Here is a 15,455-nt window from a genome sequence, read left to right on the forward strand (position 1 = left end):
ACTAAGACTATTTACTTTTAGCCAGTTTAGCTTCAATGCTCAATGTAGCGTGAGGAACTGCCCTGAGGCGTGCTTTATCTATGAGTTTACCGGTTACGCGGCAAATACCATAGGTTTTGTTTTCAATACGCATCATTGCTTTTTCCAGGTGATCAATGAACTGGATCTGACGGCTGGCCATCTGGTTCAGTTGCTCTCTTTCCTGGGAGCCGCTGCCATCTTCCATACTCATGTATTTGTTCTCTGTATCGTCGGTACCGGCCTCGTCTTTACGGGTGATCAGGCCTTGCAGATAGATGAGCTCCTTTTTAGCTGATTCCAGCTTCTTTTGGATCAATTCTCTAAACTCCTGCAGGTCTGAATCACTATATCTGTATATAGGACCAGTAGGTTGTGCCGGTTGATCCAGCACTGACTTGGTGAATTCAGGTTGATAAGTTACCAGGGTAGCTTTTCCACCTTTTTTCTCAGATTTTTCAGTTTTTTCGGGTTTTTCGGATCTTTCCGCCTTTACTGACTTTTCAGCCTTAACAACAGGCTTTTCGGCTGCTTTTTTTGTGGATTCTTTCTCCTTAGCAACTTCTACCTTAGTATCTGCTTTCTTTACTGCCATCGTTTTAAGTTCTTTTTCTTCTGACTTAGAAATAAATGGTTTCTCTTTTTCAGCGGAAACACTTTTCGTTACCACTTGCTGCTTTACAGCAGGCTCTTTTTTAACGGTCGATTTCGCAGGTACAGCAACTTTCTTGACGGATGATGTTTTACTGTTTGGTAAGGCAGAGGCCTTTTTCACTGCTTTTTTAGGCGCCGGAGCGACTTTTTTGGCAGTGCTTTTAGCTACCACGGCTTTTCCGGCTGCTGGTTTTGCTGCTGCTTTAGGGGCCGCCTTTTTAGGGGCTGCTTTTGCAGCTGCTTTTTTTGGAGCAGGCGCCGCTTTCTTTACCGGAGCAGGTTTAACAGCTTTCTTCGCTGGTGATGCCTTTGCCACAGTCTTTTTAGCCGGAGCTGCTTTCTGGGTCGTTTTACTAGCAACCTTCTTTTTTGTTGCCATGGGGGATTAGCTTTTTTTGTTAACTAATACATTAAATTTAAGGTCATTTACCTCTATTTCTGTACCATCTTGTAATCGCTCCACTAATTCCAGGCTATCTGCCAAAATTTCCGTGCAAATATAATCATTATAGTTCACAATGGCCGACTTGAGCGTGTCTACACTTTCAATCGTTACGTCAATTCTGTCAGTCAAAGCAAAATCACTATCCTTACGGATCTTTTGTATCCGGTTTACCAGTTCCCTGGCATTACCTTCGTCTTGCAACTGTGGAGTAATAGTAATGTCGAGCGCTACCGTTAAGGCGCCTTTATTAGCTACTGTCCATCCCGGAATGTCTTCGGAAATGATTTCAACGTCAGAGAGTTGGATTTGCAACTGCTCTCCCTCTACAACCAGGTTGAAATGGCCGTCGCGCTCAATGGTGGTAATTTCTGCCTCTGTAAACGCGCTGATTGCGGCTGCTACAGATTTCATCTTTGCTCCCATTTTACCACCGAGGGACTTGAAGTTAGGCTTAATCTTTTTCTTGATAAAACCCTCCGTTTCCGTAAGATAATCAATCCCTTTGACATTAACTTCACTTTTTATCAGGTCGGCTACCATTTCTATTTGCTCCTTCATCCTGCCATTTGCCACCGGAATTAAAATCTTCTGCAGAGGCTGGCGAACTTTAATATTCACCTTTTTACGCAAGGATAATACCAGCGAGGAAATATCCTGCGCCAGCTGCATCCTTTCTTCCAGATCAAGGTCTACCGCACCCTCATTTATCGCCGGAAAATCAGTGTGGTGGATGGAAGTAGCCTTGCTGCGGCCACTCACACTGTTCAGGTTGTTAAACAACCAATCGGTGAAAAATGGGGAAACCGGGGCCATCAATTGTGCAATTTTTTCCAAACATTCATATAATGTCTGGTAAGCACTAATCTTATCATGCTCATATTCTCCCTTCCAGAACCGGCGGCGGCATAACCGCACATACCAGTTACTCAGCTGCTCATCCACAAACCGCTCCACTGCTCTGCCTGCCTGCGTAGGCTCGTAATCGTCAAAGCTGCTGGTCACGTCTTTTACCAGGGTGTTCAACACAGAAATAATCCACCGGTCAATTTCCGGGCGTTCTTCTAAAGGAATGTATGCTTCCTTGAAAGTAAACTTATCAAGATTGGCGTACATAGCAAAGAAATTATATGTATTGTACAGGGTACCGAACAACTTGCGCTGCGCTTCCCCTATACCTTTTACATCAAACTTTAAGCTATCCCAGGGCGAAGCATTGGTGATCAGGTACCAACGGGTGGCATCTGCCCCAAACTTTTCAATGGTCTCAAACGGGTTTACCACATTACCCAGGCGTTTACTCATTTTCTGCCCTTTCGCATCCAGCACTAATCCATTGGAAACTACTGTTTTATACGCTACGCTATCAAAAAGCATCACACCCAGGGCGTGTAAAGTATAGAACCAGCCACGGGTTTGATCTACTCCCTCCGCAATAAAATCAGCGGGGAATGCCTGTCCTTTATCTATCAGTTCCTTATTCTCAAAAGGGTAATGCCACTGCGCATACGGCATCGCGCCACTGTCAAACCAAACGTCTACCAAATCAGGCTCACGACGCATTGGTTTACCCGACGGGCTCACCAGGATAATATCATCCACATAGGGCTTGTGTAAATCCAGGATACCTTCATGGAGATAAGACTTATTCACATCTCCACCCAACACCTGGTTCGCTTTGCGGATTTCGGCATTCAGTTCCTCAATACCACCGATACAGATCTCTTCCGTGCCATCTTCAGTACGCCAGATAGGCAGCGGCGTACCCCAGTAACGGCTGCGGCTGAGGTTCCAGTCGACCATATTTTCCAGCCAGTTGCCAAAACGACCAGTACCGGTGGAAGCCGGCTTCCAGTTGATCGTTTTATTCAGCTCCACCATTCTGTCTTTTACCGCAGTAGTCTTTATAAACCACGCATCCAGCGGGTAATACAACACTGGTTTATCAGTACGCCAGCAATGCGGATAAGTATGTTCGTACTTTTCTACTTTAAATGCACGGTTCTCCTTCTTCAGTTTCACAGCGATATCCACGTCTACATCTTTGTAATCGGGATCATCTTTATAGTTCTTTACATATCTGCCTGAAAATTCACCCACATTCTCGGTAAACTTACCGGTCCGGTCTACCAGTGTTAAAATGCCTATCCCATATTTCTTACCCACCCGGTTATCATCAGCACCAAAAGCAGGCGCGGTATGAACGATACCAGTACCATCTTCCGTGGTAACAAAATCACCGAGGAGTACACGGAACGGATCGCCTTCTTCCGGCTGGGTGAATGGCAATAACTGTTCGTAACGGATATTTTCAAGCTGACTGCCCTTAAAGCTGGTCAGTATCTTCCATGGAATTACTTTATCGCCTTCCTGATAAGCTGCAAAGTCAGCGTTTTCCCCTTCTGCTTTGAAATATTTGCCTAACAGCACTTTTGCCATTATCACATTTACCGGCAGGTGAGTATAAGGGTTAAAAGTATTTACCAATACATATTCTATATTAGCCCCCACTGTTAAACCCAGGTTGGATGGCAAAGTCCAGGGAGTGGTCGTCCAGGCCAGGAAAAACACCTCATCTGATCCCGCAGCATCAAAAAGGAATTGGGAATTACTTGCCTTTTGGGCTTTAAACATCGCCACTACCGTAGTATCCTTTACATCCTTATAGGTGCCGGGCTGGTTCAGTTCATGGGAACTCAAGCCGGTACCAGCCGCGGGCGAGTAAGGTTGGATGCTTACACTTTTATACAGGAATCCTTTTTTATAAAGCGTTTGAAGACACCACCAGAGTGTTTCAATATAGTTATTCTCAAAAGTGATATAAGGATCTTTCAGGTCTACCCAGTATCCCATTTTCAGGGTCAGGTCATCCCACATATCTTTATATTTCAATACCTCCCGGCGGCAGGTATCATTATATTCAGCAACAGAAATCTTTTTACCTATGTCTTCTTTAGTAATCCCTAAAGTTTTTTCAACACCCAGTTCCACCGGCAAACCATGGGTATCCCATCCGCCTTTACGCTTTACCTGGTATCCGCGCATCGTTTTATAACGACATACCAGATCTTTTAATGTACGTGAAATAACATGGTGAATGCCGGGTAAGCCATTGGCGCTTGGAGGTCCTTCATAAAATACAAAAGGAGTGGCGCCTTCGCGCACGTCCACACTTTTTTCAAAAGCCTGGTGCTGCTCCCAGTGTTGCAGTATATCTTTCTCTATCTGAGGTAAATTCAACTGGTTATATTCCTGATATTTGCTGGACATAAAACAATTCCCCGCCCTTTGATGTTATTTAGACAATAATTGATTAAAATTGTGCGAAGTTAAGAAAATACGCTGGCTCCTAAATAGCCATCTTTGCTAAAAACCATGCTTTTTGAATATTTTTTATTGTTTTTTTTGTAATTTGCAATAAAGAATACAGAAGCTGCGTTTTTGGCATTGTTTTAGCTAACTTGCCAGGAAGAATTAGAAAAACCTAGTAGTTAATTTTAGCCCAACGGAAAAAACCATATCGAGTATGAAAAAGTTGACGTTAATATTTTGCGCGGTTCTATTCACTTCCGGCATAACTTTTGCACAGCAAAAAAAATCAGTTAAAAAAACAAAGATAGTTGCCAAAGCGGTGCAAGCACCTGAGGCAGTTAAGAGTTCTTTTGATCAGAATTTTGCGGGAACAGCGGCTGCTAAGTGGACAAAGACAAGTGCGGGACATTGGACAGCGAGTTTCCAAAAAGACAATATAAACACAATTGCAGAGTATGATGCAGATGGCAAATGGGTTGCCACAAGAAGCGCGTATGATGCTCAAAACCTTCCGGAATCAGTGGCTGGTACACTGAAAACAAAATATCCGGCGGCAACCATAAAAGATGGCTGGAAAATTGAGAGATCAGATGTAGCTGCATACTACAAAATCAATATTCAGGATAACGGTACGGACAAGGCAGTGTTGCTGAATGAAGCTGGTACCATCACTGAATAACACAAACAAGTATTTCATAGGTATAGGGATAAATAGGACAGACCCTGCTCTTTTGGGCGGGGTTTTTTTATTTGTTATGACTCCTCACTTCTGTGTTTGCAGGCTATCATTTCCCAACATGTGAATTTTTCCCAACGGTAGAACCTGCAAATTCCACAACCACATATCAGCAGGTTGCTTTACCCAAACAAAAAAAGTCGCCCGCAGAAGCGAACGACTTTATAAAATCTGGTAGAAACTTTTCTGGCATATTGCACTTCAATGGTGTTTGATATTCATGCAAGTATGATTTATGGCTTTACTTACTTTGCCAGCCAAGCTTCTTCCAAGGTCAAATCTGATAAGGAAGCTTATAGGAAACGCAAATGGATATCTGCCTATCGTGTTACAAAGAAACACCTATATTTCATCTTCCGTTTTCCAAATCGGGAAAACAAATGATCGAAAAGGGAAAATACCAGCTCATTTGCCCGGCTTCAAACCTCTTTTCAGGGCCCGGGAAACGGTAAACCAATAAAACCGGGCTAGCGATCCCTGGTAAAAATACTTCAAAACCCGCTTATATTCACCCTGGAAATGTAATACAGACATAGGTTGCACCCTTCCGTCGATGGACCTACAATACACAGTCTCTCCCTTTAAAGTGATCGCCTTCCTGTCGCCAAAGGACTGGTAAACGCCGTTTTCGCTGTAAACAGCCGAAATGTTATGGTCAATGCCCAGTGAATTACCGATGGCATTGGAGTTCAGGTAGGGAATTCCCTTCTCTTTTACCCACATATAGAGCAGGGTCATATCTGAAATAGCCGTTCTTCCTATCTTTTCCTGCTGCATTTTGTAATGCCTGGCCAGGAAATGATCCTGCTTATTTCTCTCATAGGTTTCCAGCAGGTAATCAGTAAAACTATTGATCAGCGCTTTATTCCAGAACGAAAAATGTGGCGAAATCTGGTGTTCGCTGCCTTCTCCGTAAAACCCTTCACTCCCTATAAATATGCCTTGCAGCGATGTATCTTCCCGGATGTGCTGCAGGTTGTTTACCAGGTAAATGTCTGAGTCGGAAAGAATAAAAGCATCCTCACTTTTATGGGCTTCCGCGATGGCGAAATAACGGGCGAAACAACTTACTTCAAACTCAAACGAATTGACACTATAATGTTCATAAAGAGACAGGAATTTCTCATACCTGGCGTTGCCTTTCAACTTATCAGGACCAAGTACTGTAATGTTCAGGCTTAAATGCCGAGCTTTTCGTTCATATAATTTTAAATAGATGAGATCCCTATTTTCATATATATAGATGTCATTCAACATGTGTGCTGTTTTATCACCTGCTATGAGTTTGAACAGATGATTAAAGATTATATGAAGATAGTTAGGTTATTTAACGCAGAAGTACTTCACCTTACGGAAAAATCATAGCAGTGACGTAGAAAGAAAGGAGAAGCTGTTGTTTAGCGCAGCAACAGCTCACAGGGTTTCAGCCCCGTGTGCTTTTTAAAGGCAGTGGAGAAGTGGGAAATGCAGGAATACCCCATCAGCATAGCTACTTCAGAAACAGACATCCCCTTTTCATATAAAAGCCCCTTGGCCTTTTCCATTCTCTCTTTCTGGAAGTAATCATATATGGTGGTGCCGTACATGGCTTTGAAGCCTTTCTTCAGGTAACATTCGTTCATGGCTACCCGGCGGGCCAGGTCCCTGATGGTAATAGGAGAGTCCAGTTGCTCCAGGAGGATACCCCGGGCATTCTCTATTTTTTCACGGTCTTCCAGGTGGGTGAGGAAGCGGCAACCATAGCGTTCGTCGGTGTCGTTCTGCATAAACTGGTCGGAGCTGTATAGTAACAGGTCCAGCGCCCGGCTTTGCAGGAATATATTTTTCAGCATGCCCTCGTAATCGTGATGTACCATTGTTTCCAGTACGGATTTTGACTTCGTACAGGGCTGGATGGTTTTCACGAAAGGTTTGCGGGACTGATTTTCAAATAAGGAAAAGGTAGTGGTACCCTTTTGCAGCGATTGGATGAATGCAGGCTGGAAGCGAACGGTGATAAGATCTACAGATGGCACCCTGTCATTGCAGGCTTCCTTCTTTCCTTCTGAACAAAGCTGATCGGTACAGGAAGGGTTTTTACAATACTTGCTGCCGGCAACGCAATACCGGAGCTCAATGGCGGCAGATTGCCCCCTTTTGGCCGGCTGGTAAATGACCATCGCCACATCTTCAACAGGTAACGGCTTATCGTAAGTAAAACGTTGTAAGGTAAAATCAAGACAGTCAGGTACTGACACACTATCCTGCTCCGCCAGCTGTAACTGGTCGCTCATCGCGGGCTGCGGAATGGCCAAAGACAATATTTCCTGTATTTCTTTCACTTTATCTGTTTTTAAACGCCGTGCTGTTATAGAAGTCACAAATTTAGTGATTCGTTTTTTAAACAAATACGTTTTGACAATACAGTTACAAACACAACTATCCTTCTCCCCTTAAAACAGCGATTTACTTGGTATAAATTTCGTATATCCTTTAGGGATGGCAAAAAATGGCTTTAATATCCGCAGACTGGTAAAAATCATACTCATTGTAGCCGGTATACTTACCCTAATAGTAGTGGGTACCGGCTGGTATCTCAATCAACACTGGAATAAGTTGTTGAAACGGGAGCTTCAGGGCTATGTGACCGATTTGTCGGACAGTTTGTATACCGTTAAGTTCAAAGACCTGCACCTGGACGTACTTTCCGGCAGTGTCACTATCGACAAAGCCAGTATGACGGCCGATTCTGCGGTATATCAGCGCCTGCTGGCACAACAAAGGGCGCCGGCCGATATTTACACCATCAGCGTTGACCGGCTGGAACTCAGGTACTTTAAGCCGTGGCGTTACTTCTTTGGGAAGCATCTCAACGCAGGAATCCTTACTGTAACGGGTCCCAGTATTATCCTGGATCAAAATGCTACCGTAAAAGATACCAGTACCCCGAAAACGGCCTACCAGAATATCTCGGCCAAAATGAAATCCATTTTCATAGGCAAACTGGTACTGGACAGCACCAATTTCAAATATATTTTTACCCGGAAAGATTCTTCCCGGGTGATCCATCAATTCCACAATCTGAGGGTCCGGATCAATGATTTCCTGATAGACTCAGTTGCCCTGGACGACCCCACCCGTTTTTTATACGCCCGCAATTACGAAATCGGGATGAAGGACTATATGAACCGGACGCGGGATAGTCTTTACTGGATGTATATTCGCGGAATACGGTACGATGCGGCGGAACGTACCCTGCATGTGGGCAGGTTTGAACTGCAACCCCGCTACGATAAAACGGCCTTCCAGAAAAAGACAGGCGTACAGCAAGACCGGTTTGAAGTAGTGTTTAACGACATAAGTCTGCGTAACCTTAATCCCCGCCTGTTGTTACAGGAACAACAGATCTGGGCCGACCGGGTAAATATTCAGAATGGCAGATTAGACATTTACAGGAACCGTATGATGCCTATGCCTCCCGGCAATAAACTGGGCCAATATCCCCACCAGTTGCTGGCAAAGCTGGATGTTCCCATAAATATAGATACGCTTACCGGCAATAATGTTGACATCAGGTATACGGAATTGAGCCCGGTTACCGAACAAACCGGGTATATCGATTTCAGTCATGTACATGGTTTATTCCGCAACATCACCAATATCGATAGCCTGGTGGCCAAAAACAAGCACCTCACGGCCGACCTTGACGCGGTATTTATGAAAAGCGGAAAACTCACTGCCCGTTTCGATTTTGTGCTGAACGAAAAGGGTGGCCGGTTTGGTGTTTCCGGCCGGCTGAGTAATATGAACGGCAAAGATCTGAATGTAATTACCCAGCCAATGGGCAAAATCGAAATCAGGTCTTGCGATATCCAGGACCTGACCTTTAATATCAACGGAGGTGAGCGAAGCGCCAGAGGCCATGTAAAACTGCTGTATCAAAATCTTAAAATTGCCGTTTTAAAGCAAAATAAGGATCACGATGGGTTTAAACGTAAAGGACTCATCAGCCTGGTGGCTAACGCATTGGTAATCAAGTCGGAAAACCCATCCAAAGACGAAAAACCCCGCACGGCCGATGTTACCTATACCCGAGACATCAAGAAGTCTTTTTTTAACCTGGTGTGGAAAACTTTATTTACAGGCGTAAAAGACATTGCTGGTGCTGGAAATCTCTAGTGGAAAAAATGGTGGATCCTCACCGCATAAAAACAGCCCTTCTTTTGTGGAAATGAGGCTTATTTTTCGTACATTTGCATGATTGTCTACCGATTTTATTTCTAATAGATTTTACACCAACATATGAGCGAAGAATTAGTGCAAGCACCCAGCCCCAGCAGCAACGGATATGATGCAGGGAGTATACAGGTATTGGAAGGACTGGAAGCCGTTAGGAAGCGTCCGGCCATGTATATCGGCGATATTGGCGTCAAGGGTCTCCACCACCTTGTTTATGAGGTAGTAGATAACTCTATCGATGAAGCATTGGCCGGGTACTGCAAAAATATTGATGTTACCATCCTGGAAGATAACTCCATCCGTGTAAAGGATGATGGCCGTGGTATTCCAACCGGCATCATTCCCAAGGAGGGTCGTTCTGCCCTGGAAGTAGTAATGACAGTACTCCACGCCGGCGGTAAATTTGACAAGAACACCTACAAGGTGTCCGGAGGTTTGCATGGTGTGGGTGTGAGTTGCGTGAACGCATTGAGCGACAGGCTTTATGTAACCGTAGAACGTGAAGGCAAATTATTTGAACAGGAATTTCACCGTGGCGCCCCACAGTATCCTGCACGTGAAATAGGTACCAGTGAAGTAACCGGAACCACCATTCACTTTAAACCCGATGGCGAGATTTTTAAAGATACCACCTACAACCGTGAAATCCTTGCCGGTCGTTTACGTGAGCTGTCTTACCTGAACCGCAAAATCAAGATTACTTTAACCGACGAACGTGAAAAAGATGAAGAAGGTAACTTCTTCTCTGAAACTTTCTACAGTGAAGGTGGCATCCGCGAGTTTATACAGATGCTCGACAAAAATGGCCGTCGCAACCCGATATTGCTGAATCCTATTTATGTAGAAGTACATGAGCCGATTTCAAATGTAGCCGTAGAAGTTGCGCTGGTATACAACGACGCATTCAGCGAAAACATTTTCTCCTACGTAAATAATATCAACACCATTGAAGGAGGTACACACGTAGCCGGTTTCCGCCGTGCTATTACCCGTGTATTTAAATCTTATGGTGATAAAAATAAAATGTTTGAGAAGTCGAAGATCGAAGTTACAGGCGACGACTTCCGTGAAGGACTGAGCGCTATTATCAGCGTGAAAGTTCCTGAACCGCAATTTGAAGGTCAAACTAAAACCAAGCTCGGTAACTCTGATGTTATGGGCGTGGTAGACAGTTCTGTTGCGGCTGTGCTGGATGCCTTCCTGGAAGAAAATCCACGTGAAGCCAAACAGATCATCAATAAAGTAGTGTTGGCGGCACAGGCCCGTGAGGCTGCCCGTAAGGCACGTCAGCTGGTACAACGCAAAAGCGTAATGACTGGCAGCGGCTTACCAGGTAAACTGGCCGATTGCTCCGATAACGATCCTACCAAATGTGAACTGTACCTTGTCGAAGGAGACTCCGCAGGTGGTACGGCCAAACAGGGACGTAACCGTAACTACCAGGCCATCCTGCCGCTCCGTGGTAAAATCCTCAATGTGGAAAAAGCAATGGAGCACAAGATCTACGAGGATAATGAAATCAAAAACATCTTTACCGCACTGGGCGTTACCATCGGTACAGAAGAAGATGATAAAGCACTGAACCTTTCCAAACTGCGCTATCACAAGCTCATCATCATGACGGATGCCGACGTGGATGGTAGTCACATTGCCACACTGATCCTGACCTTCGTTTTCCGTTATATGAAAGCAATGGTGGAACAGGGTTACGTATACATTGCACAACCACCACTGTACCTCGTGAAGAAAGGTAAAGAACAAACTTACGCCTGGACAGAAGAACAGCGTAAAGAAGCGACCCAAAGGCTCGCTGGCGGCGGTAAGGAAGACAGCGTAACCATTCAGCGTTATAAAGGTTTGGGTGAGATGAACGCAGAACAGCTGTGGGATACTACCATGAACCCGGAACACCGTACCCTGAAACAGGTAACCATTGAAAGCGCTGCTGAAGCAGACCGCGTATTCAGTATGCTGATGGGTGATGAAGTTCCTCCACGCAGGGCGTTCATCGAATCGCATGCGAAGTATGCTAAGATTGATGCTTAATTACGTATATACGTTATAGTTATAAACAAAAAATCCTGCCGCTGAAATGGCAGGATTTTTTGTTTATCTTCTGAAAATAATCTCTTTATCCTTCTCTCGTAAGAATATAATTTGCCAGCACCTGGTACAGGAACACACCTATCAGCAAAGCGGTAACCACTATATTAAAGGCATCATTAATGATGAATGCCAGCACAGTGCCCAATACGCCCAGCAGCGCCAGTCCCGCCGTATACCATGTAATAATCCGGCGGTTCTTTTTGCTTTCCGGTATATAAAATCCTGCCGCAGGCAGCAACATGATGCCACTGCAAAGACACAATGCCAGCAATCCCTGCAAGTGAGTAAACAGAAACGCCACACCTGCCGCTAACGACACGCACAACAGGATCCCCACTACATTAGACACCTGTGTTTGCTCTTTACTGAGCGCATACCTGCCGTATGGATTGAGGCGCAGGAACAGGTTGCTCACCGGCGTAATCAGCCAGGTAGAAAGCGCCAGGAATGCCAACAGCACGTACACCGGGAAGAAAACCTGGCTGGCGATCTGCGTCAATATAAAAATGGCGATGATAATGATCCATTGCGTACGGGCTTTTTGCCGCGCCATAAAAAAAGCGTAGTTCAGGAACTGCCGGTACAACCAGTACCGTGCTTTCATGGCCTGCACCATACCTTGGCGCGCCCATTCATTATTAGGATCCAGTTTCAATGACTCTCTGAAATGCTCCAGCGACTTACGGTGATCACCGGCTTCCAGCCACTTCTGCCCGAGGTTGGCGTGGGTATAAGCATTCTCAGGATTGTGCTCCAGTGCTTCATGCAGGTTGGAAAAAGCTTCTTCCTTTTTTCCCAGCCGGAACAAGGCATGGGAACGGAGATTAAGGCAGGCTTCATCTTCCGGGCTAATCGCCAATCCTTCTTCCGCCTTGTGAAGTGCGGCTTCATATTCTTTCCTCGACAACAAAATCTGGCTCCACATAGCAAAATAATTCACCCGGTAGGGATTTATAGCTACTGCATTGCTGATGGTCCTGATAGCTTCATTAAACTGATTTTTTGCAAAAGCAATCCTGGACAACAGGTACAGGAAACGATCGTCGTATGGAGCAAAGCTGAGGGTATTGCTTGCTATTTGTGTTGCTTCTGCGGTGTTGCCTGTTTCCAGGTAGCAGATCGCCAGCAGGTACAATCCGTCGGTATCATGGGCATTGGTGCTCAGGTGCTGACGTAAAGCAGCAAAGGCATCTTGGAAGCGGCCTTGTTGAACTAAAATCTGAGCGCGCTGAATTAATACAGCCATAAACGTTATTTCTTAATATCCAGGTATTTCAATACATCATCATAAAGACCGGTTTCATTTGAATACAGCGCATAATTACGGGCAGTATTAAACCATTCCCTTGTGGTGGGTTTATGTATTTTAGCGGCTTTTAATAATTCTTTCTGTGTAATAGGTTGCGGTACGCCTTTTTGCAGGGCTTCCAGCAGTTTTTCTTCTATCGCAATATCTACAATTGCTTTGAGGTCGGCGCCGGAGTAACCCGGAGTGGCCTTTGCGAGGGCGTTGTAATTAATATCGCTTACGGGTTTATTGCGTAACTGCAGCTTCAGGATTTCTTCCCTGCCTTCCGTTTCCGGTGGCGCCACAAAAATGATCCGGTCGAAACGGCCCGGACGGCGGAATGCGGGATCAAGGCTCCATGGAGCGTTGGTAGCGCCGATAATGAGAATATTTTCATTGCTGGCGGCAATACCATCCATTTCTGCGAGGAACTGGTTTATAATATGCGTTGCGCCCGACTGCCGGAGTGCCGCACGGTTGGCGCCTAAAGCATCTACCTCATCAAAAAACAAAACACAGGGCTTACTCTGACGGGCAAGCTCAAACAGGCTATGCAGATTTTTTTCGCTGGTACCCACCCACATATCCAGCACATCATGAATGCCTACGTTGATAAATTCTGCCTGTATTTGCCCGGCTGTAGCTTTAGCCAGGTAGGTTTTCCCACATCCCGGGGGGCCATACAGTAAAATGCCGCCACCGGCTTTTTTTCCATAAGCTTTATAAAGATCAGGGAACTGCAGAGGCTTGATGATCTTCAGATCTATTTCCTGTTTTTCTCTTTCCATACCGCCTACATCTGAAAAATTAATTTCAGGTTTTTCCAGCATGAACAGGCTCTCGCTTTCTTCCTCTTCCTCATCTTCTCCGTTAAAAGAAACGGAGGGTTGCTGGGCTACCCGGAAAAGCCCGTCTAACGCTTCATCACGGAAGCCCGGATTTATTTGTAGTAAATGCTGGTATATTTCCTTTGCCGGCGGCATAGATTGTTCCTTCACCAGGATACGGCAATGCAGCAACAGCGCATCGAAATGATCCGGTTCACGGTTCTCCAGTTGCTCCAGGACCACAATGGCAGCGGAATATTTGTGCTGATGATAAAAAGTGCGCGCCAGCCCAAGCTGAGCAGCGGTATTGGATGACGACAGTTCCAGTACTTTCCTGTATTGTTCTTCTGCGGCGATATATTCATAATCCTGCAGCAGTACCTGCGCCAGATGCATACGTAAAGGCACATTCTCCGGCGAAAACTGCACCGCCTCCTGTAATTGCTTTATTACTTCCGATGACATAATGTGCTTCTGTTTAATTATTCAGTAACCCCGTAATAATACGCAATTCGGCCGCAAAAAAAGTGTTAATTGTGCCTAAATCCCCACGCATATGAAAAATACACTTGGCAGGGTAGTAATACTGATCCACAACTACGATGAGGCTGCTGCTTTTTATGAAAGCAAACTGGGCTTCCATAAATTGTATGATACCACCACAAACGGACAAAGGTACCTGCATATGGCCCCGTCGCCCGGTGAAACCACCGGTATCTGGCTGCTGCAGGCAATGGGCGCAGAACAGGAAGCGCTGGTAGGCAAGCAGGCAGGAGAACAACCGTTCCTGGTTTTATATACTGACTCCTTCAAGGATTATCATCAACAGTTGGTGAATAAGAGCGTCACCATTTGCCGTGCACCGGTGAATACACCCGAAGCCACCTTCCTGCATTTCCTGGATTTATACGGCAATGAAATCATTCTGGTGCAACTTGCCGGGAAGAAACAATGAACCAGCCCTTATCTATATATATTTTATTTAATTAATAAATATTTATATATATTGCAGGCCTATTATCCCTATGCCAACAGAACCTAACCAGTATCCTATGTCAAATTAAATTAATTGCCGGCTGCACAGAAAGCGGCCGGCACTGGTTTCGTTCATCAACAACGGCATGCCTAAACTTAATGTTATGAGAATGAAATTCTTAATGGTTGCCGTTATTGCCGCTTTAGGAACAGTGCTTTGTTCCTGTGATAAAAAAAATGAGACCACACCCGTCAGCAGCTTCTCCTTTAAAATGGACGGTGTTCAATACCAGTCCAACGCCACAGAGGCATACCTCACTGATACCGTATACGCCGGCAAAAAGACCCTGGTAGTAGATGGTGTTACCAATAACTTCGGCCATCATATGGAACTGATGATCACCTTTCCGGATTCCCTGAAAGCCGGTACTTATATAGAAGATGTAGAAATGTCGCTGATGAATATCCAGGAAAAAGAGCCGGGTTACCTGAGTAAAAATATCAAAGTAATTATAACGAGCATTAATAGTAAACACGCGGAGGGAACATTCTCCGGTGTATTAATAAGTGGTGAAACAGAAAAACCTTTAACGGACGGGACTTTTAAAGTCGGGATTTACTAAACACATTTGATGAACTTTCTCACATGCCCCTCCTTTAAAGGCGGGGCTTTTTACTTCGTAGGCACGTTAAGGTTATATTATATTGTTTGTTGTTTACCCTGGGTTAACAATTAATTCCTATCTCAATTTTAGCGACTGTTAACATTGAAATCAAACAAATGCCTCGTTTCTGATAGTATTTAAACACAAAAAGACTATCAATAGCTCCTTTTCAGGATGTTTTATGCACTTCTTAACAATTCCGTAATAATCTGTT

12 protein-coding genes are annotated in these 15,455 nt (G+C 44.8%); 6 read left to right on the plus strand and 6 right to left on the minus strand.

Annotated elements, in window-relative coordinates:
• Positions 1-7: 7 nt before the first annotated feature.
• Positions 8-793, minus strand: coding sequence for a TraR/DksA C4-type zinc finger protein (locus QFZ48_RS08970; RefSeq protein ID WP_429062011.1), 786 nt, complete (start codon positions 791-793; stop codon positions 8-10).
• Here QFZ48_RS08970 and QFZ48_RS08975 point away from each other — a divergent pair.
• A complete protein-coding gene (locus QFZ48_RS08975) occupies positions 747-1,061 on the plus strand; it encodes a hypothetical protein (protein WP_429062013.1) in 315 nt (104 codons plus the stop codon). The genes QFZ48_RS08970 and QFZ48_RS08975 overlap by 47 nt on opposite strands.
• On the opposite strand, the gene ileS is transcribed toward QFZ48_RS08975, so the two are convergent.
• Entirely contained in the window at positions 1,058-4,384 is a 3,327-nt protein-coding gene (gene ileS / locus QFZ48_RS08980) for an isoleucine--tRNA ligase (RefSeq protein WP_429062014.1), read from the minus strand. The genes QFZ48_RS08975 and ileS overlap by 4 nt on opposite strands.
• 256 nt (positions 4,385-4,640) lie before the next feature.
• Between ileS and QFZ48_RS08985 the strand changes: the two genes are divergently transcribed.
• A complete protein-coding gene (locus QFZ48_RS08985; protein WP_370909237.1) occupies positions 4,641-5,105 on the plus strand; it encodes a PepSY-like domain-containing protein in 465 nt (154 codons plus the stop codon).
• Between the two features lie 462 nt (positions 5,106-5,567).
• On the opposite strand, the gene QFZ48_RS08990 is transcribed toward QFZ48_RS08985, so the two are convergent.
• Positions 5,568-6,419 (minus strand): hypothetical protein, encoded by an 852-nt coding sequence (locus tag QFZ48_RS08990; protein ID WP_429062016.1) that lies wholly within the window; start codon positions 6,417-6,419, stop codon positions 5,568-5,570.
• Between the two features lie 140 nt (positions 6,420-6,559).
• Positions 6,560-7,522, minus strand: a complete 963-nt coding sequence (locus QFZ48_RS08995; protein ID WP_370909235.1) for a helix-turn-helix domain-containing protein — start codon at positions 7,520-7,522, stop codon at positions 6,560-6,562.
• Between the two features lie 118 nt (positions 7,523-7,640).
• Here QFZ48_RS08995 and QFZ48_RS09000 point away from each other — a divergent pair, with 118 nt between their 5' ends.
• Together QFZ48_RS09000 and gyrB are read left to right on the plus strand one after the other, a co-directional pair.
• The gene (locus QFZ48_RS09000; protein ID WP_429062018.1) at positions 7,641-9,320 is read left to right on the plus strand and encodes a hypothetical protein; all 1,680 of its coding nucleotides are present in this window, start codon (positions 7,641-7,643) and stop codon (positions 9,318-9,320) included.
• A 123-nt stretch (positions 9,321-9,443) separates the two neighbouring features.
• A complete protein-coding gene (gene gyrB / locus QFZ48_RS09005) occupies positions 9,444-11,426 on the plus strand; it encodes a DNA topoisomerase (ATP-hydrolyzing) subunit B (RefSeq protein WP_429043867.1) in 1,983 nt (660 codons plus the stop codon).
• Between the two features lie 85 nt (positions 11,427-11,511).
• On the opposite strand, the gene QFZ48_RS09010 is transcribed toward gyrB, so the two are convergent.
• Together QFZ48_RS09010 and QFZ48_RS09015 are read right to left on the minus strand one after the other, a co-directional pair.
• Positions 11,512-12,732 (minus strand): tetratricopeptide repeat protein, encoded by a 1,221-nt coding sequence (locus QFZ48_RS09010; protein ID WP_429043864.1) that lies wholly within the window; start codon positions 12,730-12,732, stop codon positions 11,512-11,514.
• Between the two features lie 5 nt (positions 12,733-12,737).
• Positions 12,738-14,066 carry an AAA family ATPase gene (locus QFZ48_RS09015; protein WP_429043862.1) on the minus strand — a complete coding sequence of 443 codons (1,329 nt, stop codon included), beginning with the start codon at positions 14,064-14,066 and terminating at the stop codon, positions 12,738-12,740.
• Positions 14,067-14,157: 91 nt separating this feature from the next.
• Between QFZ48_RS09015 and QFZ48_RS09020 the strand changes: the two genes are divergently transcribed.
• Entirely contained in the window at positions 14,158-14,556 is a 399-nt protein-coding gene (locus tag QFZ48_RS09020; RefSeq protein ID WP_429062020.1) for a VOC family protein, read from the plus strand.
• Between the two features lie 184 nt (positions 14,557-14,740).
• On the plus strand, positions 14,741-15,199 hold the full coding sequence (locus QFZ48_RS09025; protein WP_429062022.1) for a hypothetical protein: 459 nt from the start codon (positions 14,741-14,743) through the stop codon (positions 15,197-15,199).
• The last annotated feature ends 256 nt before the right edge of the window (positions 15,200-15,455 follow it).

The organism is Chitinophaga sp. W2I13, from assembly GCF_050434005.1.
Taxonomy (GTDB): Bacteria; Bacteroidota; Bacteroidia; order Chitinophagales; family Chitinophagaceae; genus Chitinophaga.

Bases quoted from the DNA above. Each gene is read 5' to 3' on its own strand.
- ileS (WP_429062014.1), bottom strand. From the start codon at position 4,384: ATGTCCAGCAAATATCAGGAATATAACCAGTTGAATTTACCTCAGATA.
- QFZ48_RS08985 (WP_370909237.1), top strand. From the start codon at position 4,641: ATGAAAAAGTTGACGTTAATATTTTGCGCGGTTCTATTCACTTCCGGC.
- QFZ48_RS08990 (WP_429062016.1), bottom strand. From the start codon at position 6,419: ATGTTGAATGACATCTATATATATGAAAATAGGGATCTCATCTATTTA.
- QFZ48_RS09000 (WP_429062018.1), top strand. From the start codon at position 7,641: ATGGCAAAAAATGGCTTTAATATCCGCAGACTGGTAAAAATCATACTC.
- gyrB (WP_429043867.1), top strand. From the start codon at position 9,444: ATGAGCGAAGAATTAGTGCAAGCACCCAGCCCCAGCAGCAACGGATAT.
- QFZ48_RS09010 (WP_429043864.1), bottom strand. From the start codon at position 12,732: ATGGCTGTATTAATTCAGCGCGCTCAGATTTTAGTTCAACAAGGCCGC.
- QFZ48_RS09015 (WP_429043862.1), bottom strand. From the start codon at position 14,066: ATGTCATCGGAAGTAATAAAGCAATTACAGGAGGCGGTGCAGTTTTCG.
- QFZ48_RS09020 (WP_429062020.1), top strand. From the start codon at position 14,158: ATGAAAAATACACTTGGCAGGGTAGTAATACTGATCCACAACTACGAT.
- QFZ48_RS09025 (WP_429062022.1), top strand. From the start codon at position 14,741: ATGAGAATGAAATTCTTAATGGTTGCCGTTATTGCCGCTTTAGGAACA.